Origin of the sequence: Gilvibacter sp. (assembly GCF_965601605.1) — a bacterium.
In the GTDB taxonomy this organism is placed as follows: domain Bacteria; phylum Bacteroidota; class Bacteroidia; order Flavobacteriales; family Flavobacteriaceae; genus Gilvibacter.
On record NZ_CBFCWJ010000013.1, the window covers coordinates 1 to 20,108 of the forward strand.

Genomic DNA, 20,108 nt, shown 5'->3' on the forward strand with positions numbered 1-20,108 from the left:
CAGTGTGGCTAAAGCCATTGAATTTATTCAAGAATTGGGAGCTGAAAATTGCTTCAATGCCTTGCAAGCCATTAAGGCGAATGCGATGGATGCCTTTTTAGAGCGCGGTTTAATTGACCAACATCTGGGCGATCGTGAAATGCATTCGTCGATCTTTAATTTGAAATTGAATTCAGACGATTACTATCGCTTAAGAGATGCTGGAGTGCTGACCTCTTTACGAGGAGATGGTGTACGCGTAAGTTTTCATTTTTACAACTCCACCCAAGATTTGGATAGCTTGTTGCAGCTTATTGGCCAAGCTTAGTCAACAACGCTTACCCCTTTCCAAAAAGCAACGTGATCTTTGATCTCAGAGGCAGCGTCTTTTGGATTTGGATAAAACCAAGCGGCATCTGGATTCTCTGCTCCATTTACACTTAAGCTGTAATAACTGGCTTCTCCCTTCCAAGGGCAAGTAGTATGTGTTTGACTGTCTTTGAAAAACTCACTTTTGATGGCACTGGGTGGGAAGTAGTGATTTCCTTCAACGACTACCGTATTGTCGCTTTCAGCGATGATTTGATCATTCCAAATGGCTTTCATAGCTAGCTGTTCTTTTTCTTGCGTTTTTTCTTCTTTTTCTTATCATCAGGATCCGCTGCAAGGGCAAAGATCACAGGAAGTGCATAAGTCACATTAACGGCCTCTCCATTGGTATATCCAGGCTGCATTTTTGGTAGCGCGTTAATTACACGTTCCAGCTCTTGGTTCACTTGTAAGTAATCTCCGCGAATCAGTACATTTTGAATAGTGCCTTCTGAGCTGATCTCAAATTGAGCAGCCAGTCGGTGTTGTCCTGCAGGCAATCCCAAATTACCGATTAGCTCCATGTCAAAGTTTTTATTGATGAACTTTGAAATGCTTTCGCTAAGGCATTTTCTCTGTTTATCGTTGTCTCCTTTGCAATCTGGATAAACAGGTACTTGTTCAACTCCTGCAAAAGGAACGGTTTTGGCCTCTTGCGCCGTAGTCAAACCACTGCAGGCCAAGACCAATAAAATTAACAATTGACGCATTACTTCCCGGTTTTAAAAGTAAATGGCACTTTATAGGATATTGCCTTGGGCTTACCGGCCAACATGCCTGGTTTCATTTGTGGAATTTGAAGGATGTTTCTACGAGCTTCTGCTTGCAGTGCCTCGCTTCCGCCACTAGTTGAGATGATCTCTACTTTTCCTTCGGTGTTGATTTGAAAATCAACGATAACACGACCTTGATCGTTGTTCTTGTAAGCTTCTGGTGGGTATTTAAAGTTTTTAGCGATGTGTTTGGAGAGCATTGTCGTGAAGCATTTGTTCATCGCGGCAGGATCACCGGAAGTATCTTCACAGCCCGGCCAAACCGGTGGAAGCTCTCTCATAGTAACTTTATTCTTATCTACAGTTCCCCATTCTTCTTGGGCAAATGAAACACTAAAGGTGAGGACCAAAGCAAAGGTCAGTAGCAGTTTTTTAGTCATAGGTAAGTTGTTTTTGCCGATCTGCCTGACAGTCGGTATCTGTTTAACGCTCAGTTGGGATCAAAAATTATACCGCAACCGCGCCTTTGATGTGCGGGTGTGGATTATAATCAACTAAGGTAAAGTCTTCAAACTGAAAGTCAAAAATATTTTTGACCTCAGGATTGATCACCATTTTGGGGAGTGGACGAATATCTCTGGAAAGTTGCAGCTCCAATTGTTCAAAGTGATTGCTGTAAATATGGGCATCACCAAAGGTGTGAATAAAGTCTCCAGCCTCGTATCCGCATACTTGAGCAACCATCATAGTTAATAGAGCGTAAGACGCAATATTAAAAGGTACTCCAAGAAAGATATCCGCAGAGCGTTGATATAACTGACAAGACAGCTTGCCATCTGCAACATAAAATTGAAAGAATGCGTGACACGGCGGCAAAGCTGCTTTTCCATTAGCCACATTTTCTGAGAAGCTCACGGAGGTGTCTGGCATCACGCTTGGGTTCCACGCGCTAACCAACATTCTGCGGCTGTCTGGATTGGTCTTTAAACCTTCTATCACGGCCGTGATCTGATCGATGCCGTCAGAATTCCAGTTTCTCCATTGGTGTCCGTAGACGGGTCCGAGGTCTCCGTTCTCATCGGCCCATTCGTTCCAAATACGCACACCATTTTCTTTGAGATAGTCAATATTGGTATCGCCTTTTAAAAACCAAAGCAGTTCGTAAATAATGGATTTTAAATGAAGCTTTTTGGTAGTCACCATTGGGAATCCTTCGCTGAGATCAAATCGCATTTGGTAACCAAAAACACTTTTTGTTCCGGTTCCCGTTCTGTCTGTTTTGGTTACACCTTCTTGCATTACGTGGCGCACCAAGTCGTGATATTGCTTCATAAAATTCGGGCTAAAACTGGCTCTAAAATAGCAAAAAAGGGAGCAAATTGCACCGCGCTTTTTAGTGGATTTCCAATAGTTATTAACCGATCAGCATTCCGGCAATAGTAGCCGTAAGTAAGGCGGCAACAGTACCTCCAATTAGCGCTTTGATTCCAAAGGCTGCAAGGGTTTTCCGTTGAGACGGGGCCAATACTCCGATTCCTCCAATTTGGATACCAATAGAGGCGAAGTTGGCAAATCCACAAAGGGCGTAAGTGGCAATTACAATAGAGCGGTAGTTAGACAAAGCCCCTGAATTCTTAAGTTCACTTAAAGAAGCGTAAGCAAAGAATTCGTTCAGAATGGTCTTTTCGCCTAAAAGTTGTCCCACCGCAACCATATCCTCCGCAGGAACACCAATGATCCAAGCAACAGGAGCAAAGACATTACCCAAAAGGAACTGCATGGAGAGTCCGTCATAACGACCGTTCGTGGCAGCAACTATAGTATCGTTAAGACCTGTTGGTGCTCCAATCATATCCATAGTGATCCAATTGAAAACAGCCATTACAGCGGTAAAGACCAAAAGCATGGCACCCACATTTACTGCGAGTTTAAGCCCTTCTGTAGTCCCTCTGCTAATAGCGTCCAAAAGGTTACTACCAATTTTATCTTTGGAGATGTCCAATCTGCGGTTAACTTCTTCCGTCTCAGGATACAGCATTTTAGCAATGATGATCGCCGCAGGGGCAGACATTATGGAAGCCGTCAATAAGTGCTTGGCAAAAATGGCTTTTTCGGCATCACTTTCTCCACCTAAAAATGCAATATAAGCGGCAAGTACGCCACCAGCAATGGTGGTCATACCTCCAACCATCAGACAGAGCATTTCAGACTTGGTCATTTTATCCAAGTAAGGCTTCACCACTAAAGGCGCCTCTGTTTGTCCAATAAAGATATTGGCTGCTGCTGCCAGACTCTCTGCACCAGATAGGCGCATGGTTTTGCTCATTACCCAAGCAAATCCTTTTACCAAACGCTGTAGCACGCCCAAATAATAAAGCAAAGAAGTAAAGGCAGAAAAGAACACTATGGTAGGCAATACCTTGAAAGAGAAGATATATCCAAAGGTTTCTGTGTCGCTTACTAAGCCTCCAAAAAGGAATTCGGCTCCTGCTTCACTGAAATTTAAAAACTGAACCACTTTGGCAGAAAGCCAGTCAAAGGCATCGGCTACGGCGTCTACTTTTAAGACCAATACGGCAAAGATCAGCTGCAGACTGAGTCCGCTGAAAACCAAACGCCAATTGATCTTGCGCCGATTACTGGAAATCAAATAACAAACGCTTAATAAAAAGACCATTCCTAAAGCACCGCGCCAAAGGCTGTTCAGGCTTAGGCCTACGCCTTGGTCCGTGTCTAATGCTAAAGATTCGGTCTTTTCTTGGATTATTTCCTGAGTGAAACTGTAGCGCACTCCATTTTCTGTGAAGTTGAAAACGGAGTCGTTAAGGGTTTCAATTCGATACCTTCTAATAGTGTCAAATGGTTTTTCGTAAAAGAATACGAGTAGATCGTTTTGACGGGTATAGTCTCCACTAGCTACTAGAGTGTCTTTGGCCAAAAGGCTGTAGTGAAATCTATTGCCCGTTAAAACAAGGCTATCTAGGTCTTTGTCTATTGAAAATAGAGACTCTCCTGAAGTTTTTTCAATGGCATCAAATTGCCAAGTTCCTTCTTCTGACTGTTGAGCAACAGTTTGAGTTATAGCCGCTAGGCCAATCAGCAACAGGAAAAGTTTTTTCAACATTAGTTAGGAACGTTTGGAGATCTCGTCGCGAATGCGGGCCGCTTTTTCGTAGTCTTCATTAGCTACGGCTTGGTCCAACATTTCATTGAGCTCTTTTAGAGTGTAGCCCGTGTAGTCTTCGCTTTGAGCGCTTGAGGGCTCATCGGCGATCAGCTGTTCAACTAAAGAAGGTCCTTCTTCGGTTTCTTCTTCTTGAGAAGTTCCTTTGAGGAAGATTCCAGCTTTATCTAGGATGTTCTTGTAGGTGAAAATAGGCGCTTTGAATCGCAGCGCTAGGGCAATGGCATCACTGGTTCGCGCATCGATGATCTCTTCAATCTTATCGCGCTCACAAATAATGCTCGAATAAAAGACGCCATCCACCAATTTATGAATGATTACCTGCTTGACTTGGATGTCAAAACGGTCGGCAAAATTCTTAAAGAGGTCGTGGGTGAGTGGTCTTGGTGGTTTGATTTCCTTTTCCAAAGCAATCGCAATGGACTGGGCTTCAAAGGCTCCGATTACAATTGGAAGCTTGCGCTGTCCGTCCACTTCACTCAGGATGAGTGCATAAGCACCATTCTGGGTTTGACTGTATGAAATTCCTTTGATATTTAAACGGACCAGACTCATGAAATAGAAGAATAAAGAAAGGCTGTTAAAAACAGGACTTTACCCATGTTTAACAGCCCTTTATTCGGGTGCCAATTTAGCAAAAATTACGCGTTATTGGCTTTAAATTGCTTTAATTTTTCGGTCAATCGTGGAACCACATCAAAGGCGTCTCCAACGATCCCATAATCTGCCGCTTTAAAGAAAGGTGCTTCAGGATCTGTATTGATCACTACCTTTACTTTAGAGGAGTTGATTCCGGCCAAATGCTGAATAGCTCCAGAGATTCCAATAGCGATATACAAGTTCGACGCTACTGGTTTTCCAGTTTGACCAACGTGTTCACTGTGCGGTCTCCAACCCATATCACTTACTGGCTTAGAGCAAGCAGTAGCAGCACCAAGGGTGTCTGCCAGGTCTTCAATTAGATTCCAGTTTTCAGGTCCTTTTAAACCGCGTCCACCAGAAACTACTACTTCTGCATCGGCGATCGTTACCTTATCTGTAGCTTTATCAATAGAGGTTACTTCTACGCCATTGTCTCCTGCAAGCTCCACATCAAAGGCTGAAGCAGCTGCAGCACCACTGTTCTCGTGTAATCCGTAGGCATTTTTAGCCAAACCGATCACAGCAACATCGGTCTTTAGCTCGTTAATAGCAAAGGCCTTGTTGGTGTAAACTGTAGATTTAACTTTCATTGGGCTGGTGCTTTCTGGAAGTGCAACAACGTTAGGAGCATAAGCAGCTCCGAGTTCCACGGCCAAAAGCGGCGCCAAATATTTACTGTTTGCGCTGGAAGAAACCACAACGGTCTTCGCACCAGCGGCTTTTGCTGCTTGCGCTAGGGCCGCAGCGTAGTTCTTTGCATTGAAGGTCTCCAAAGCCGCATCGTTGATCTCCATCACCTTATCGGCTCCGTAGTTGCCTAGATCGGCAGCGTTTCCACCATTAATACTAACAGCAGTTACCTCTCCGCCCATGGCGTTTGCAACACCTTTGGCGTAAGAAGTCAATTCAAGGGCTACTTTCTTAAAGGCTCCTCCTTCTGATTCGGTATATACTAATACTGACATAATTCTTCTTTTTACAGGTGATTAAATCACCTTGGCTTCGTTGTGTAACAATTCGATTAACTGATCCAAGTTTTCAGGATCTACCATGGTTACGGCTCCTTTAGGTGCTGGCTTTTCAAAAGCAGCGGTCGCAGCATGAGCGTCTGCAGCATCCGCAGCAACTACATGTAAAGGTTTCTTTCTCGCCATCATGATCCCACGCATGTTTGGAATGCGAAGGTCACTTTCTTCCACTAATCCTTTTTGACCACCAATAACCAAAGGAAGGCTGGTCTTTACAGATTCCTTTCCTCCGTCAATCTCACGAACTGCAGTAGCATTGCTACCGTCAACTTCTAAATTGATACAGGTGTTAACAAAATTGGCGCCCAACATGGCTGCCATCATTCCCGGTACCATTCCGCCGTTGTAATCAATACTTTCTCGACCGGCAATAATAAGGTCGTAACCTCCATCTTGAGCCACTTTGGTCAATTGCTTGGCCACAAAGAATCCATCAGTCGCTGGAGCATCCACACGGATGGCTTCATCAGCTCCAATGGCTAGGGCTTTTCGCAAAGTTGGTTCTGCACTCGCATCTCCAACGTTGGCAACGTGCACAGTAGCACCTTGCTTCTCTTTGAACCACATGGCGCGGGTCAAACCAAATTCGTCATTAGGGTTGATCACAAATTGAACACCGTTGGTGTCAAATTGCGTATCGTTATCGGTAAAGTTAATTTTGGATGTAGTGTCTGGAACGTGACTAATACACACTAAAATCTTCATAGTTCAGACTTTTTTTAAGCTGTTTTTACTGTCGTCAAAGTTACCACTATAATTTCGAATATTTACTATGCACGCATAATAAATTTTCAAAAAAAATGCACTTATTTCCATTTTCTTGTGGTGGTGGAGACGAATAAATAGTATTTTTGTTTTTCTCAAAAAATGAAGGAGATGTTCGATCTGAGATCGACTTGAAATCCAAAGCGATAATTATGAAAACCATACAATTTAGAGAAGCAATAGCAGAAGCGATGAGCGAAGAAATGCGTCGCGATGAATCTATTTACTTAATGGGAGAGGAAGTTGCCGAATACAACGGGGCTTACAAGGCCTCAAAAGGTATGTTGGACGAATTTGGACCGAAGCGTATTATTGATACACCAATTTCGGAACTCGGTTTTGCTGGGATTGGAGTAGGGAGTGCAATGAACGGCAACCGTCCGATCATTGAATTCATGACCTTCAACTTCTCTTTAGTAGGTATTGACCAGATTATCAACAACGCCGCTAAGATGCGTCAAATGAGTGGTGGTCAGATCAACGTTCCTATGGTTTTCCGTGGGCCAACTGCTTCTGCAGGACAGCTTGCTGCAACACACTCGCAGGCTTTTGAAAGTTGGTACGCCAACTGTCCAGGTCTTAAAGTGGTTGTTCCTTCCAATCCAGCCGATGCGAAAGGATTGCTCAAAGCAGCTATCCGTGATGACGATCCTGTGATCTTTATGGAGTCCGAGCAGATGTATGGAGATAAAGGTGAGGTGCCAGAGGGCGAATACCTTATTCCTTTAGGAGTTGCTGACATTAAGCGAAGTGGTGACGACGTTACTATCGTCTCTTTTGGAAAGATTATCAAAGAGGCATATAAAGCCGCGGATGCCCTTGAGAAAGAAGGAATCTCTTGTGAGATCATTGACTTGCGTACTGTACGCCCAATGGATCACAACGCTATTTTAGAGTCTGTTAAGAAAACCAATCGTTTGGTAATTCTAGAAGAAGCTTGGCCATTTGGTAATATCGCTACAGAGATCACTTATCAAGTACAGAGTCAGGCCTTCGACTATTTGGACGCTCCTATAGTAAAGATCAATACGGCCGATACACCGGCTCCGTATTCTCCTGCATTATTGGAAGAATGGCTTCCCAATAGTGAAGATGTTGTTAAAGCCGTCAAAAAAGTGCTTTACAAATAAAATCTAGGCGCAATTTTTGCGTTCTAACTGCTTCAGAACAGAAGCGGCCCTGGCCCCCATTGTCTATGAGAGAACAACTACTTGTCTTCCTCTTACTCTTTACCTCTTTGAGCTTTGCTCAGACGAAGATCAGTGGAGAAGTGTTTGACGAGTTTGGAGATCCTGTTCCCTTTGCCAATGTAATTTTCAAAGATTCTTCAGAAGGAACCATTACCAATGAGAATGGTCGGTTCTATTTGGAATCCGATACTAGCTATGACACTGCCGTAGTTTCCTTTTTAGGGTATACCACCAAGGAGGTTCCTCTTACCAGCCGTACCACTTATAATATGAAGATCGAGCTGGCTGAAGAAGCCTCGAGCTTGGGAGAGGTAGTTGTATTCACAGGAAAGCAATCCAAAAAGAACAATCCCGCCATTGATATCCTTAGAAAGATCTGGGAGAATCGTCGGGAGAACGGTGTCAAAAAATTCAATCAGTATCAATACGAGAAGTATGAGAAGCTCGAGTTTGACCTAAACACGATCGACTCCGCCTTGATAAAGAGTAAGATCTTTAAAGGCATGGAGTTCATCTTTGATCAAACCGATACTTCTAAGATCACGGGAAATACCTATCTGCCCATCTTTATCAATGAGGCCTTTTCTAGAGTCTTTGGAGATAACCTCCAAAACTTACAAAAAGAGATTCTGGAAGGGAATAAGAATTCTGGTTTTAGTAATAATCAGACCATCATTGAATTTGTCAAGGACCTCTATTCAGAGTACGACGTTTACGACAATTACATCAAGTTCTTTGATAAGGCCTTTACCAGTCCGCTCTCCAGAACCGGGATCAATGTTTACAATTACGTCCTTTTAGACTCTGCGTATATCGGAGATAAGTGGTGTTATAATATTGTATACTACCCGCGGCGTAAGAACGAGCTGACCTTTAAAGGAGATTTTTGGGTGAACGATACCACTTGGGCCATTAAGGAGATCAATATGCAGGCCACCAAGAGTGCCAATTTGAACTGGGTGCGGGAGGTTTATATTGAACAGGAGTTTGATGTGCTCAACGATTCCATCTTTTTGATCACCCGAGATTATTTTCTGAGTGATTTTAGTCTGCGTAAAAAGGAGGGGGCTCGAGGTATCTATGGGAAGCGTACCACGCTTTACGACAATTACGAATTTGACATCCCCAAAGAGCGCGACTTTTATAAACAACAAGTAGATCCTTATGATTACGAGGTCTACAATAGGCCAGATGATTTTTGGGATGAGAACCGCATGGAGGATCTCAACAAGGATGAAAAGCAGATCTACACCCTCTTAGATACCTTAAAGACAGTTCCGAGATTCAAGACCTTATATAATATTGGTAGTGTTTTAGCCAGTGGTTATTACGAATTCCCAAACTTTGATTTTGGGCCGGTGTTTTCCATCTTCGGATTCAATGAGGCAGAAGGACTACGGATTCGCCTGGGTGGACGGACCTATTTTGGCCGTAACGATAAGTGGCGTATTGAAGGCTTTGGTGCCTATGGATTTAGGGACGAACGCTTCAAGTTTGGACTCTCTGGAAAGTGGCTGCTCGATAGGCGCTCCCGATTCATCATCTTTGGCGGGCATAGGAAGGACACCGAGCAGACCGGAGCATCCTTGACCAACACCAATGACGTGCTTGGGCGGAATTTGGCTTCATCGGCTTTAATTACTGTGGGAGCCAATGATAGACTGACTCGGATCAATCTCAGTACCGTTGGATTTGAGTTTGAGCCTTATAAAAACTTTATTTTCAGAACTACGGGCTCGTTTAGAACACTGACCTCGGCCACGGATACTTTTAGCCTGGATTATTTTGATGAGAACGGCGGCATACAATCCGAAGTAAGACAAGCAGAGCTTTCCACAGGATTGTTTTACACTCCTGGGCGCAAGACTTCCGGTTACGGCGTGGAGCGCACGGTAATCAATGACGGCGGATTTGCCTCCATATTTGTGGGAGCAACCTTTGGAATCAAGGATGTCTTTAATAGTGACTTTGAATATCAAAAGCTGCAAGCGCTCTATACACAACCATGGAATATTGGCGGTTTTGGCCGCGCTTATACCACTATTGAGGTTGGGAAGATCTTTGGAGAAGTTCCGCTGAGTTTATTGAGTCCAATTCCAGGAAACCAAACGTTGTTCAGTATTTACAACACCTTTAATCAGCTCGATTTTTACGAGTTTGTCAGTGATACTTATGCCTCCTTCCACTTGCAACACGACTTTGGAGGGCGCTTCTTTTCACGAATTCCAGGCTTGAGAAAGCTCAACTTGAGAGAGGTCATTGGGTTTAGAGCAGTTTATGGAGAGATCTCCGATGCCAACATCGCCCTGAATGCCTCCAACATACCTTATCAAGCGCCAGAGGACATCTATTGGGAATGGAGTGTCGGTATCGGGAACATCTTCAAAATCTTCCGTTTAGACTTTAATTTTAGAGGAAACTACCTCGATAACCCAGATGCGCGCCGCTTTGGTGTAACGGGAACTTTTGGGTTCAGTTTTTAGACGAGGGGGTTCACACTACTTATTAGCCTTGAGTTCAGGGGTTTTAATTCACTAGTATTCAATTTTTTAGGTAACGCCTTATTTCGGCGGTTATATTTGCGTTTCTAAATTTTATATCCCGACTGATTTCATTACTTTTGCGGTCGCAAATTGAAAGTCAACTAAAAATAGAAATATGTTAGAATCAAACATTATTTGGGTACCTATTGCACTCGCTGTGCTAGGTCTTCTATTCATGCTTGTAAAGATGAGCTGGGTGAAGAAGCAGGCTGCCGGAAACGAGCGCATGCAATCCATCTCTAAAAGTATTAAAGAAGGTGCATTGGCCTTTTTGAATGCTGAGTACCGTTTGTTATTGATCTTTGTTGTGGTAGCATCCGCAGCCTTGTTTGGAGTGTCTCAAATGGTTGAGACCACAAGCATCATGATCGTTCCTGCATTCATCCTTGGTGCATTCTTCTCAGCTTTGGCTGGAAACATCGGGATGCGCGTTGCAACAGAAGCAAACGCGCGTACTGCAGAGGCAGCTAAGACTAGTCTTCCACAGGCATTGCAAGTTTCCTTTGGTGGTGGTACAGTAATGGGATTAGGTGTAGCCGGTCTTGCGGTATTGGGTCTGAGCTTACTATTCATGTTCTTCATTGGACAGTTTATGGGTGCTGATGGCTCTTTCTACGACAACATGACCATTGTACTTGAAGCGCTTGCAGGATTCTCTCTTGGTGCGGAAAGTATTGCACTTTTTGCTCGTGTTGGTGGTGGTATCTATACCAAAGCTGCTGACGTTGGAGCTGACCTTGTAGGTAAAGTAGAGGCAGGTATTCCAGAAGATGATCCACGTAACCCAGCAACTATTGCAGATAACGTTGGTGACAACGTAGGAGACGTTGCCGGAATGGGAGCTGACTTGTTTGGTTCATATGTAGCAACTGTATTGGCTGCCATGGTATTGGGTAACTATGTTATTCGTGACATGAGCGCAACAGCTGCTTACACAGACGCATTTAACAATATGGGGCCTATCTTACTTCCGCTAGTAATTGCTGGGGTTGGAGTATTGGCTTCTATCTTAGGAACCTTCTTGGTTCGTATCAAAAATAACGATGCTAAAGAAGCGCAGGTTCAGAAAGCCTTGGATATGGGTAACTGGTTCGCGATCATCATTACTTTGATCGCTAGTTACTTCCTTATCGGTTGGATGTTGCCAGAGACCTTGACCATGAACTTCTTCGGGGAAGGGGCTAAGGAGATCGCTTCTATGAACGTATTCTGGTCTGCATGTATCGGATTGGCTGTTGGAGCCTTGATTTCTTTCGTTACTGCATTCTACACTTCTCTAGGGAAGAAACCTGTACTGGATATTGTACAAAACTCAGGAACTGGTGCTGCAACAAACATCATCGCTGGTCTTGCTGTAGGTATGAAATCTACACTGTGGTCAGTACTTCTTTTTGCTGCTGCGATCTACGGTTCTTATGAGCTTGCTGGATTCTACGGAGTAGCACTTGCTGCTTCTGCAATGATGGCAACTACGGCTATGCAGTTGGCAATCGATGCATTCGGTCCTATCGCAGATAACGCTGGTGGTGTTGCTGAGATGAGTGAACTAGAAGAGCACGTACGTCAACGTACAGACATCCTTGACTCAGTAGGTAACACAACTGCTGCTGTTGGAAAAGGATTTGCAATTGCTTCTGCAGCCTTGACTGCTTTGGCATTGTTTGCTGCTTATGTAACCTTTACAGGTATCCAAGGGATCAACATCTTTAAGGCTGATGTATTGGCTGCCCTATTCGTAGGGGGAATGATTCCTGTAGTATTCTCTGCCTTGGCTATGAAGTCTGTAGGTAAGGCTGCTATGGAAATGGTAAAAGAAGTACGTCGTCAGTTCAAAGAGATTCCTGGAATTATGGAAGGAACAGGTACTCCAGAGTACGCTAAGTGTGTAGATATTTCTACTAAAGCTGCTTTGAGAGAGATGATCGTTCCTGGATTGATCACTATTTTGACTCCTATCGCAATCGGTTTGATCTTCGGTGCTGAGCCACTAGGAGGTTATATGGCTGGTGTATGTGTTAGTGGTGTAATGTGGGCGATCTTCCAGAACAACGCTGGAGGTGCTTGGGACAACGCTAAGAAATCATTTGAAGCTGGAGTTGAGATCGACGGTGAGATGACTTACAAAGGTTCTGACGCGCACAAAGCGGCAGTAACTGGAGATACTGTTGGTGATCCATTTAAAGATACTTCAGGACCGTCTATGAATATCTTGATCAAATTGACTTGTTTGGTTGGATTGGTAATTGCTCCGATCTTAGGAGGTCACGGAGAAGAGGCTTATGCCGATAACGTGATTGAAGCGGGTAACGTAAAATTCGTTTCTGACGACGGTACGACTACCATCATCAAAATGAACGGAGACGCTACTGCTTTGGCAGAAGGAACTGAAGACATCACTGTTGAGGTGACTATGGACGAAGATGCTCAAGCAACTGCAACAGCTACTGTAAAGATCACTAAAGACGGTGAAACTACTACAGAGACCTTTACTGGAACTCCAGAAGAAGTTGAAGCTAAGGTGGAAGCTTACAAAGAGGCAGAAGGTGCTTCAGTAGACATTGAGATCGTAAAAGAAGTGAAAAAGGTAGTAGACGGATCGTCTAAATAATAAAACCTTTAGATATAAAAAAAGCCGCTCCATCGAGCGGCTTTTTTGTTTTTAAAATGTTCCTACTAAACCTACGGTATTATATCCCGCAGTAAAGCGCCAACTGATCCTGTGGCGGTTTTGATAACTGTCTTCATAACGTCGGCTTCCAAAAAGGTAGTTGTCCACGCTGTCTACAACAGCAATACTGATGGCCGCGCCTAGAACAATATCAGTTACCCAGTGGGCATCGTCCCATAAACGAGAAACTGGCGCAATGCTTCCTAGAGCGTAAATTCCAGATTTCACCCAGATATTGTCAAACTGCTTGGCAATGGAATGCGCCATAGAAATGGACAGGATGGTATGTCCAGAAGGGAAGGAGTGGTAACGTGCGGTTCCTTTAAAGGGTTCAAACTCAAAAGGGCCCGTAAAATCATCTGGTCGCGCACGACCAACAGCGGTTTTAAAAAAGGTTTGAAAAAGCCCGGAGGTGGCTGCGGATGCAATAATGAGCACTCCAGTTTTCCGCACCTTTTCATTTTTGGTCAACAATCCAAATCCGTAGATACCACCAGAGACCATAAAGAAATTCTGAGGACTTCCAAAGTACCAACCAAATTCTTTGAGTACGCCAGGGGCGTTGGGTTCTTGTTCTACAAAATAGTTACGCGCAGATTGATCCAGAGCCGTAAACATGGAAGTTGCGGTGATCACACTCACTGCCGTGAGGAAGTCGTCTCCCTGCCAACGCACAGGCGCTGTAATGCTGTGTTTAAAGCCTCCGAAGGCACTTTTGGCATCATACTTTAGGGTTTGCCAAATATTGGCGTCTTGAGCAAGTGTATCTGCATTAGGGGACTGTCCGAATAAGTTAAGACTCGAGCCCAGTAAAAACAGTACGATCAAAAATTTTTGCATGTAATTAGGACGAAAATCAACAGGTTTCGTTACAAACAAAAATAGACTATTTGATTTAGATGTTTATCTCGAGAAAGTCGCCACAAAAACAGCATCAACTTCACCGCTGCCAACCGGAGTATCCAGAATCTCCGTTTGCTCAATGCGCAGTCGCAGCATATCCGCAGTAAGCAATTCAATGGTGATCACAGCATCTTGATCATCTGCAGTGCCGGTAATTGTGAGGGTGTTGTCTTCCAAGCTCCAAGTGCCGTCTCCTAATAGATCGAGGTTTTCTAAAGTCTCTTCTTCACTTACACCTAAAAATGTTGTCGTCACGGTCATGGAGAATTGTCCTTCTGAGCTTACTTCATTCGGGTCTTCAGAAAAGGTAACAGTTGCGTCTATATCAAAACCTTCGCCTTCTTGAGTGGCGGTCACAGGTAAGCCTTCAATTACAGTAGTAATTGTAGAGTCAAAGTCAATGGTCTCAGCGGTCCACGTTCCTACTAAGGAAACTTCGGCTTCTTCTTCCGTGGTTGTAGTGGAATCATCATCAGAGCTGCAAGCAATGTACATAGGGACAAGCAGCAGCAGGGCTAGCAATTTTATAGTTTTCATAATCGATTTGGGTGTTAAGGGGTCTGTATTAAAAGAGTCCGTGAAGTTCCGCGTCAATGCGACTGATCACACTTCCGAGATCTTCCGGATTGTCTACAAAATTAAGGGTGTCCACATCAAAGATCAACAGATTGCTTTTGTCGTAATCGTGAATCCAAGCTTCGTAGCGCTCGTTGAGTCGACTTAAATAATCAATGCTGATGGAGTTCTCATATTCACGCCCTCTTTTGTGGATCTGACTCACCAAATTAGGGATGGAACTGCGCAAATAGATCAACAGATCAGGTGCTTCAGTCACACTTTCCATCAGATCAAAAAGCGAACGGTAATTTTCATAATCGCGATTGGTCATCAGACCCATCGCGTGTAGGTTAGGAGCAAAGATGTACGCATCTTCATAGATCGTGCGGTCTTGGATATAGTCCTTTCCACTTTCTCTAATATCCACAATTTGACGAAACCGACTGTTCAAGAAATAGATCTGTAGATTGAAAGACCAACGTTCCATTTGGTTGTAAAAATCATCCAAATAAGGATTGTCTTCCACATCCTCAAAATGAGGTTGCCATTTGTAGTGCTTTGCCAATAATTTGGTGAGCGTAGTCTTTCCTGAGCCTATGTTTCCGGCTATCGCAACATGCATAAAATTAGGATTGTTTAGAGTTTGGTTAGTCTGAAGGAATACACGAATTCTCCATCGTAAATATACAGGAATTCTGAAGTTAGTTGCAAGTCTTTTACGGCAATTTTTGTGCCCGATTCAGTGGCTTCGAACTGCTGCTCGGGAGCCTCTGTAAAATAGATCACATCTTGCTCATCCAGAGCAATTAAGCCTCTTTGAGGAGAGGTCCAGATCTGCGTAAAACCAGGGTTGTCAAATATCCGTAGAATACTTCCATAAACGTTATAGGTGATCACCTCAGAATCGGTTAAAAGATGGCAAAAATTGAAGTCGCTTGCCGTAGCCACAAGGTTGCCTTCTACAGGCTGCGAAATGATACTTCGTTTCCCCGATCTGTAATTGTAGAGCTCCAACTGCTGAGCGTCTTTGTTAAAGACCCAAACGCTATTGTTGTTTGCAACTCGAACGGCCTCAATGTTCAGATAATCCTCCACCTCATTGAAATTGACACGTTCAATTTCATTTAAGGTATTGTCTAGAAATACAGCAATATTGAAATCGGCATAATAAACCAAGATCCGCAAGGGATTAATGATGTCTACCGCGGCTATGCTGCCCAAAGTAAAATCTGCGTAGTTCCAGCGGTCTCTTTCACTGGTTTTGATCAATGCGTTGTTGACCACAGAATAGGTGTTGTTGTACGCGTCTACTCCAATAAACTTATCGGCATCCAAGCGGGTTTTGTCATCGAGCTTTAACTGCCCAAAAGCCAAAACCGGCAACAGTAAAAACAACAGCATCTTCATGCAGTCAAGATACAAAAACTAATCACATATCAGCTTGTATCCGTAACCGCGAACATTGACTATTTGAAGGCTGGAATCTGCTTTGAGTTTTTTGCGCAAATTGGAGATAAACACATCCATAGATCGGGCGTTGAAAAAGTCGTCACTGCCCCAGAGCTTTTTCAAAATAAAGGAGCGATCCAACAACTGATTCTTATTGGCGCAGAGGTGAAAGAGCAGTTCGCTCTCGCGGTGGGTCAATTTTACAGGCTCTTTGGATTTGTACTGCAATTCTTGACGGTTGGCGTTAAAGTTAAAAGCACCCAATTGGAAGTTGGTGTTTTTGTCCGGGTCGTCGTTCTGCTTGAGTGCATTTTTGATCCGAACGATCAGCTCCTCCATGCTGAAGGGTTTTTTTAGGTAATCGTTTCCACCTAGATTAAAACCGTTGACTACGTCTTCTGTCTGGGATTTGGCCGTTAAAAAGATGATGGGTGTTTGAGTGTCTTCTGCGCGAATTTCTTTGGCCAAAGTAAAGCCGTCTTTAAGCGGCATCATAACGTCCAGAACCAAGAGTTCCGGTTTTTCATGTTGGTAAGCCTTTAAAGCCTCCTGGCCGTTGACACAAAGGGTCACCTTAAAGTCACGAGTTTCCAAGCTCTCTTTGATGATCTGACCCAAGGCCGGTTCATCTTCTGCCAATACTATGTGGATGGGCTTATTCATGCGGAAGGGTTAAGGTAAATGTAGTGCCATTTTTTAAATTCACGCCTATGGCTCCTCCATGCTTTTCAATGATGTTCTTGGCGTAGTATAGGCCAATTCCAAAGCCTTTTACGTCATGGGTATCGCCTTTTGGGACCCGATAGAACTTTTCAAAAATACGCTGACTTTGCGCCTTACTTAATGAGTTTCCGTTGTCATGCACCGCGATCTTTACTCCGGCGGCATCGGTAGTGATATTCAGGCTGATGATGTCTCCGCCATACTTCAGGGCGTTGTCTATCAAAGTATTGATCACGTTCTCTAAATGAAAGGAGTCAGCGTGAATTTTTAGATCTTCCGGCGCGGCATTTAGGCTGATGGATTTCTGTGAGGTCACATAAGCCTCAGGCAAAACTGCCAAACGCGTGCAAAGCGCAACCAGGTCAATTTCTTCCTTATTCAAAACAAGTGCGTTGCTGTCTAGCGTTGCAGTCTCTAATAATTTTTCTACCATGCCCGAGAGTTTTTTAACCTGCTCTTGAGACATAGCTGCGTATTTTTTACTCTTCTCCGGATCGTTATCCGCATTGAACTTTTGGATGCCTTCCAGAGCCACACCAATGGTGGCTAATGGCGTTTTAAACTCATGGGTGATGTTAGAGATCAGATCGTTCTTGATCTCTGCCAATTGTTTTTGTTCTCTGATGATTCTGAGCAAATAAAGCAAACATCCAATGATACAACCCACAAAGATCAAAGAGAGCCCCAAGCTAATGCCGTTGCGATGCAAGATCAGCGGAGTGGTATTTCTAAAGAAGACCTTCAAGGAGCTGTCTTGCATCAAAAAGCTGGACTTGGCTTGCAAAGACTTTACAGAAGGATTGGAATTCAAGGTGCCTAAGGTTTGGGTTTCACCCCAAGGCGTGTCGTATTTTAAACTGTAATCTATCCAGAGTTCACGCTCGTGCAGTTCTTCATGAAAGATCGAATCTAAAACAGGTAAAGACATCTCTTCTTCTGCAAAGGAGATCACGATCTTATTGGTCAATTGCTCAAAAGGCTTTCTTCCCAGACGTTGAAAGAAGCTGCGCATGGTGTCTCTAAAGCGCTCTGGCGGTCTGTTTTTGATGATCGAATCAACAATACTTATCGCGGTCATGGTGGAATGATTGGTGGAATCATTGAACTCAAAGCGCTGAAAGGTTCCTTTGGGCATACTGTCTAGAAAGGTCCATTGGTCTCCTAGACTAATCGTGTTGGCGTCATAGGTGAGGGTCAGGGTGTCGCTGGCAAAAAGCATGCTTTGCTTTTGGGCTAAGCGGGTGTAATAATCATCAACAGCTTTGTTTAGACTGACCTGTACATTGGCCACCAGCTCGCGTTGCTCAGCCTTAAAACTGCGATAGAACCAATAGGCCTGCAGCGAAAGTGTGAGCACAATCGCGGTGATGATGAAATACAATATGCCTTGATACTTTCTTGGCTTCATGTTTCAAAAGTAGGTCTATTGGTTAGCATTTTCCAAATCGCTTAACAGTGCTTAACAATGCTTAACTTGCCTTAATATTGTCTTTGCGCATCTTTGTAGTGTCATCAAAACAAAAAAAGAACAATCATGAAAACACTCGTTTATTTATCGGTAGCCTTTTCGCTGATCGTCGGATCCTTACACGCTCAGGATTTTCAAGGGATCGCTACGTACAAAACACAAACTAAATTAGAGATTCAATTAGACAGTACTCAGGTGCCATCAGAAATGCAAGAGCAGCTCATGGCCATGATGAAGAAGCAGTTTGAGAAAGAGTACACGCTAGACTTTAATAAAGATGCTTCCTTATATAAAGTTGTGGAATCACTCGATGCCCCGGCGGTTGGCGGAGGGGGAATGCAAATTGTTGTGGCTGGTGCTGGGGAAGCCGATGTGCTTTACAAGAACATTGCTGAAAATCGCCTGGCCAATAAAAGCGACATTTTTGGAAAGACCTTCTTGATCAAGGATTCTTTGCCAGAGTTGGAGTGGACTTTGACTAAAGAAACCAAAAACATTGGGCAGTACACCTGTTTCAAAGCAACGCGCACAGAAACCCGAACAGTTCAAACTTCTTTTAGCTCGGATACCGAAGAAGGCAAAGACTCAAGCAGTGAAGCTGTTGAAGAGGAAATTACCATTACCGCATGGTATACTCCTCAAATTCCACTGGGACACGGTCCGGGAAGGCATTACGGTTTGCCAGGGCTTATTTTGGAGATCTCTGACGGAGACCAGAGCATACTTTGCAGTAAGATCGTCATGAATCCTAAAGATGGAGTAAAGGTCAATGAGCCGACCAAAGGGAAGGAAGTGACCCAAGACGAATATAACGCCATCATGCAGGAGAAGATGAAAGAAATGCAAGACCGTTATCAGCCGAGCAATGGTCGCCGTGACGGCAACAGTTTTGAGATCAGAATTGGCGGTTAGTGAACTTTAACAAAGCTTTAATAAACCTCTAGGACTTCTGCGAGTCTAAAGACTTTAAATTAGCTTTGCTATAAACCACTAAACTGTTAATTGTCAAGGACATGAAGAAATTACTACCCTTAATGTTGATGCTTCTGAGTATCGGCATGAGCGCTCAAGAATTTAGCGGAAAGGCCTATTACCAATCAAAAACCACTGTGGATATGGATTGGGGCGGTCGTGAAATGACGGAGGAGATGAAAAAAATGATCGCTGAGCGTATGCGCAGATACCTCGAGAAAACCTACATTCTAACCTTCAATGGACAGGAATCTATCTACAAGGAAGAAGAGGTTTTAGAGACAGATGCTAACGGGGGTAGCCGTTGGATGGGAATGATGATGGGTAGTTTTACTCCCGGAGATCAGTACAAGAATCTAGAGACCGGGCAACTGGTCCAAGAGCAAGAATTCTACGGCAAGCAATTTCTGATTGAAGACGAGATCGCCAATTTGGAATGGGAAGAGACCAAAGAGTCCAAAATGATAGGTCAATATTTGGCCATCAAAGTGACCGCGGTTAAAAAGATCGATGAGAACGATTGGAGTATGGCCCGCAGACGCGGTGGCAGAGATCGCGGCGGTAAGCCCGACGAAGAAAAAGCCAAAGACTCTACAGCAACCGCAAGTGCCGATGACGACCCAATGAGTCAAATCGAAATTCCAAAAGAAGTGATCGTTACCGCTTGGTACACTCCAATGATCCCAGTGAAACACGGACCGGGAGAATACGGCGGATTACCAGGACTTATCCTTGAACTCAACGTATACCGAACAACTATTCTATGTTCTAAAATTGTGATGAATCCGGAGGATTCCATCGAGATCAAAGCACCTTCTAAAGGAAAGAAGGTTTCTCGTGAGGAGTACCAAACGATTGTCGCAGAAAAAATGGAAGAAATGCGCGAAATGTGGGGCCGTGGACGCGGCGGACGACGCGGTGGATTCCGAGGATAATCAATCAATCAAAATACAG

Annotated in this window: 19 protein-coding genes and 1 pseudogene; 6 read left to right on the forward strand and 14 right to left on the reverse strand. The window is 43.9% G+C overall.

Annotated features, from left to right (window positions below; translation table 11 throughout):
• Nucleotides 1–307 (forward strand): annotated as a pseudogene (locus tag ACSLP7_RS03420) (aminotransferase class V-fold PLP-dependent enzyme); the annotation flags it as partial.
• Here the strand turns inward: ACSLP7_RS03420 and ACSLP7_RS03425 are convergent.
• The 8 genes from ACSLP7_RS03425 to ACSLP7_RS03460 all read right to left on the reverse strand — a co-directional run bounded on the left by ACSLP7_RS03425 (nucleotide 304) and on the right by ACSLP7_RS03460 (nucleotide 6,620).
• Nucleotides 304–585, reverse strand: coding sequence for a DUF427 domain-containing protein (locus ACSLP7_RS03425; protein WP_435578018.1), 282 nt, complete (start codon nucleotides 583–585; stop codon nucleotides 304–306). The pseudogene ACSLP7_RS03420 and the gene ACSLP7_RS03425 sit on opposite strands and share 4 nt — an antisense overlap.
• 2 nt (nucleotides 586–587) lie before the next feature.
• Entirely contained in the window at nucleotides 588–1,058 is a 471-nt protein-coding gene (locus ACSLP7_RS03430) for a hypothetical protein (protein WP_435578019.1), read from the reverse strand.
• Nucleotides 1,058–1,501 carry an energy transducer TonB gene (locus ACSLP7_RS03435; protein WP_435578020.1) on the reverse strand — a complete coding sequence of 148 codons (444 nt, stop codon included), beginning with the start codon at nucleotides 1,499–1,501 and terminating at the stop codon, nucleotides 1,058–1,060. Before ACSLP7_RS03435 ends, ACSLP7_RS03430 begins: the two co-directional genes overlap by 1 nt.
• A 67-nt stretch (nucleotides 1,502–1,568) precedes the next feature.
• The gene (locus ACSLP7_RS03440) at nucleotides 1,569–2,393 is read right to left on the reverse strand and encodes a thymidylate synthase (RefSeq protein ID WP_291182206.1); all 825 of its coding nucleotides are present in this window, start codon (nucleotides 2,391–2,393) and stop codon (nucleotides 1,569–1,571) included.
• An 82-nt stretch (nucleotides 2,394–2,475) separates the two neighbouring features.
• Nucleotides 2,476–4,185: a NupC/NupG family nucleoside CNT transporter gene (locus tag ACSLP7_RS03445; RefSeq protein WP_435578021.1), complete on the reverse strand. Its 1,710-nt coding sequence runs from the start codon at nucleotides 4,183–4,185 to the stop codon at nucleotides 2,476–2,478.
• 3 nt (nucleotides 4,186–4,188) lie between these two features.
• Nucleotides 4,189–4,800 carry a bifunctional nuclease domain-containing protein gene (locus ACSLP7_RS03450; RefSeq protein WP_435578022.1) on the reverse strand — a complete coding sequence of 204 codons (612 nt, stop codon included), beginning with the start codon at nucleotides 4,798–4,800 and terminating at the stop codon, nucleotides 4,189–4,191.
• Nucleotides 4,801–4,886: 86 nt separating this feature from the next.
• Nucleotides 4,887–5,852, reverse strand: coding sequence for an electron transfer flavoprotein subunit alpha/FixB family protein (locus tag ACSLP7_RS03455; RefSeq protein ID WP_435578023.1), 966 nt, complete (start codon nucleotides 5,850–5,852; stop codon nucleotides 4,887–4,889).
• 21 nt (nucleotides 5,853–5,873) lie between these two features.
• A complete protein-coding gene (locus ACSLP7_RS03460) occupies nucleotides 5,874–6,620 on the reverse strand; it encodes an electron transfer flavoprotein subunit beta/FixA family protein (RefSeq protein ID WP_435578024.1) in 747 nt (248 codons plus the stop codon).
• A 191-nt stretch (nucleotides 6,621–6,811) separates the two neighbouring features.
• Between ACSLP7_RS03460 and ACSLP7_RS03465 the strand changes: the two genes are divergently transcribed.
• The 3 genes from ACSLP7_RS03465 to ACSLP7_RS03475 all read left to right on the forward strand — a co-directional run bounded on the left by ACSLP7_RS03465 (nucleotide 6,812) and on the right by ACSLP7_RS03475 (nucleotide 13,021).
• Nucleotides 6,812–7,810, forward strand: coding sequence for a pyruvate dehydrogenase complex E1 component subunit beta (locus ACSLP7_RS03465; RefSeq protein ID WP_435578052.1), 999 nt, complete (start codon nucleotides 6,812–6,814; stop codon nucleotides 7,808–7,810).
• 65 nt (nucleotides 7,811–7,875) lie between these two features.
• Nucleotides 7,876–10,353 (forward strand): DUF5686 family protein, encoded by a 2,478-nt coding sequence (locus ACSLP7_RS03470; protein ID WP_435578025.1) that lies wholly within the window; start codon nucleotides 7,876–7,878, stop codon nucleotides 10,351–10,353.
• A gap of 175 nt (nucleotides 10,354–10,528) precedes the next feature.
• The gene (locus ACSLP7_RS03475; protein WP_435578026.1) at nucleotides 10,529–13,021 is read left to right on the forward strand and encodes a sodium-translocating pyrophosphatase; all 2,493 of its coding nucleotides are present in this window, start codon (nucleotides 10,529–10,531) and stop codon (nucleotides 13,019–13,021) included.
• A 51-nt stretch (nucleotides 13,022–13,072) separates the two neighbouring features.
• Here the strand turns inward: ACSLP7_RS03475 and ACSLP7_RS03480 are convergent, their stop codons facing one another.
• The 6 genes from ACSLP7_RS03480 to ACSLP7_RS03505 form a co-directional block, all read right to left on the reverse strand.
• Nucleotides 13,073–13,921, reverse strand: coding sequence for a phosphatase PAP2 family protein (locus tag ACSLP7_RS03480; protein ID WP_435578027.1), 849 nt, complete (start codon nucleotides 13,919–13,921; stop codon nucleotides 13,073–13,075).
• Nucleotides 13,922–13,984: 63 nt separating this feature from the next.
• Nucleotides 13,985–14,521, reverse strand: coding sequence for a hypothetical protein (locus ACSLP7_RS03485; protein ID WP_435578028.1), 537 nt, complete (start codon nucleotides 14,519–14,521; stop codon nucleotides 13,985–13,987).
• Nucleotides 14,522–14,549: 28 nt separating this feature from the next.
• Nucleotides 14,550–15,164, reverse strand: coding sequence for a deoxynucleoside kinase (locus tag ACSLP7_RS03490; RefSeq protein ID WP_272832907.1), 615 nt, complete (start codon nucleotides 15,162–15,164; stop codon nucleotides 14,550–14,552).
• Between the two features lie 14 nt (nucleotides 15,165–15,178).
• Entirely contained in the window at nucleotides 15,179–15,949 is a 771-nt protein-coding gene (locus ACSLP7_RS03495) for a hypothetical protein (protein WP_435578029.1), read from the reverse strand.
• An 18-nt stretch (nucleotides 15,950–15,967) separates the two neighbouring features.
• Nucleotides 15,968–16,654, reverse strand: coding sequence for a response regulator transcription factor (locus ACSLP7_RS03500; RefSeq protein ID WP_435578030.1), 687 nt, complete (start codon nucleotides 16,652–16,654; stop codon nucleotides 15,968–15,970).
• Nucleotides 16,647–18,122, reverse strand: a complete 1,476-nt coding sequence (locus tag ACSLP7_RS03505; RefSeq protein ID WP_435578031.1) for a sensor histidine kinase — start codon at nucleotides 18,120–18,122, stop codon at nucleotides 16,647–16,649. Before ACSLP7_RS03505 ends, ACSLP7_RS03500 begins: the two co-directional genes overlap by 8 nt.
• A 126-nt stretch (nucleotides 18,123–18,248) precedes the next feature.
• On the opposite strand from ACSLP7_RS03505, the gene ACSLP7_RS03510 reads away from it, so the two are divergent.
• Both ACSLP7_RS03510 and ACSLP7_RS03515 read left to right on the forward strand, forming a co-directional pair.
• On the forward strand, nucleotides 18,249–19,094 hold the full coding sequence (locus ACSLP7_RS03510) for a GLPGLI family protein (protein WP_435578032.1): 846 nt from the start codon (nucleotides 18,249–18,251) through the stop codon (nucleotides 19,092–19,094).
• A 101-nt stretch (nucleotides 19,095–19,195) separates the two neighbouring features.
• Entirely contained in the window at nucleotides 19,196–20,089 is an 894-nt protein-coding gene (locus ACSLP7_RS03515; protein ID WP_435578033.1) for a GLPGLI family protein, read from the forward strand.
• Nucleotides 20,090–20,108: the final 19 nt, after the last annotated feature.

Bases quoted from the DNA above. Each gene is read 5' to 3' on its own strand.
- ACSLP7_RS03515 (WP_435578033.1), top strand. From the start codon at position 19,196: ATGAAGAAATTACTACCCTTAATGTTGATGCTTCTGAGTATCGGCATG.
- ACSLP7_RS03475 (WP_435578026.1), top strand. From the start codon at position 10,529: ATGTTAGAATCAAACATTATTTGGGTACCTATTGCACTCGCTGTGCTA.
- ACSLP7_RS03445 (WP_435578021.1), bottom strand. From the start codon at position 4,185: ATGTTGAAAAAACTTTTCCTGTTGCTGATTGGCCTAGCGGCTATAACT.
- ACSLP7_RS03480 (WP_435578027.1), bottom strand. From the start codon at position 13,921: ATGCAAAAATTTTTGATCGTACTGTTTTTACTGGGCTCGAGTCTTAAC.
- ACSLP7_RS03460 (WP_435578024.1), bottom strand. From the start codon at position 6,620: ATGAAGATTTTAGTGTGTATTAGTCACGTTCCAGACACTACATCCAAA.
- ACSLP7_RS03430 (WP_435578019.1), bottom strand. From the start codon at position 1,058: ATGCGTCAATTGTTAATTTTATTGGTCTTGGCCTGCAGTGGTTTGACT.
- ACSLP7_RS03510 (WP_435578032.1), top strand. From the start codon at position 18,249: ATGAAAACACTCGTTTATTTATCGGTAGCCTTTTCGCTGATCGTCGGA.
- ACSLP7_RS03470 (WP_435578025.1), top strand. From the start codon at position 7,876: ATGAGAGAACAACTACTTGTCTTCCTCTTACTCTTTACCTCTTTGAGC.
- ACSLP7_RS03450 (WP_435578022.1), bottom strand. From the start codon at position 4,800: ATGAGTCTGGTCCGTTTAAATATCAAAGGAATTTCATACAGTCAAACC.
- ACSLP7_RS03435 (WP_435578020.1), bottom strand. From the start codon at position 1,501: ATGACTAAAAAACTGCTACTGACCTTTGCTTTGGTCCTCACCTTTAGT.
- ACSLP7_RS03425 (WP_435578018.1), bottom strand. From the start codon at position 585: ATGAAAGCCATTTGGAATGATCAAATCATCGCTGAAAGCGACAATACG.
- ACSLP7_RS03500 (WP_435578030.1), bottom strand. From the start codon at position 16,654: ATGAATAAGCCCATCCACATAGTATTGGCAGAAGATGAACCGGCCTTG.
- ACSLP7_RS03485 (WP_435578028.1), bottom strand. From the start codon at position 14,521: ATGAAAACTATAAAATTGCTAGCCCTGCTGCTGCTTGTCCCTATGTAC.
- ACSLP7_RS03440 (WP_291182206.1), bottom strand. From the start codon at position 2,393: ATGAAGCAATATCACGACTTGGTGCGCCACGTAATGCAAGAAGGTGTA.
- ACSLP7_RS03490 (WP_272832907.1), bottom strand. From the start codon at position 15,164: ATGCATGTTGCGATAGCCGGAAACATAGGCTCAGGAAAGACTACGCTC.
- ACSLP7_RS03455 (WP_435578023.1), bottom strand. From the start codon at position 5,852: ATGTCAGTATTAGTATATACCGAATCAGAAGGAGGAGCCTTTAAGAAA.
- ACSLP7_RS03505 (WP_435578031.1), bottom strand. From the start codon at position 18,122: ATGAAGCCAAGAAAGTATCAAGGCATATTGTATTTCATCATCACCGCG.
- ACSLP7_RS03495 (WP_435578029.1), bottom strand. From the start codon at position 15,949: ATGAAGATGCTGTTGTTTTTACTGTTGCCGGTTTTGGCTTTTGGGCAG.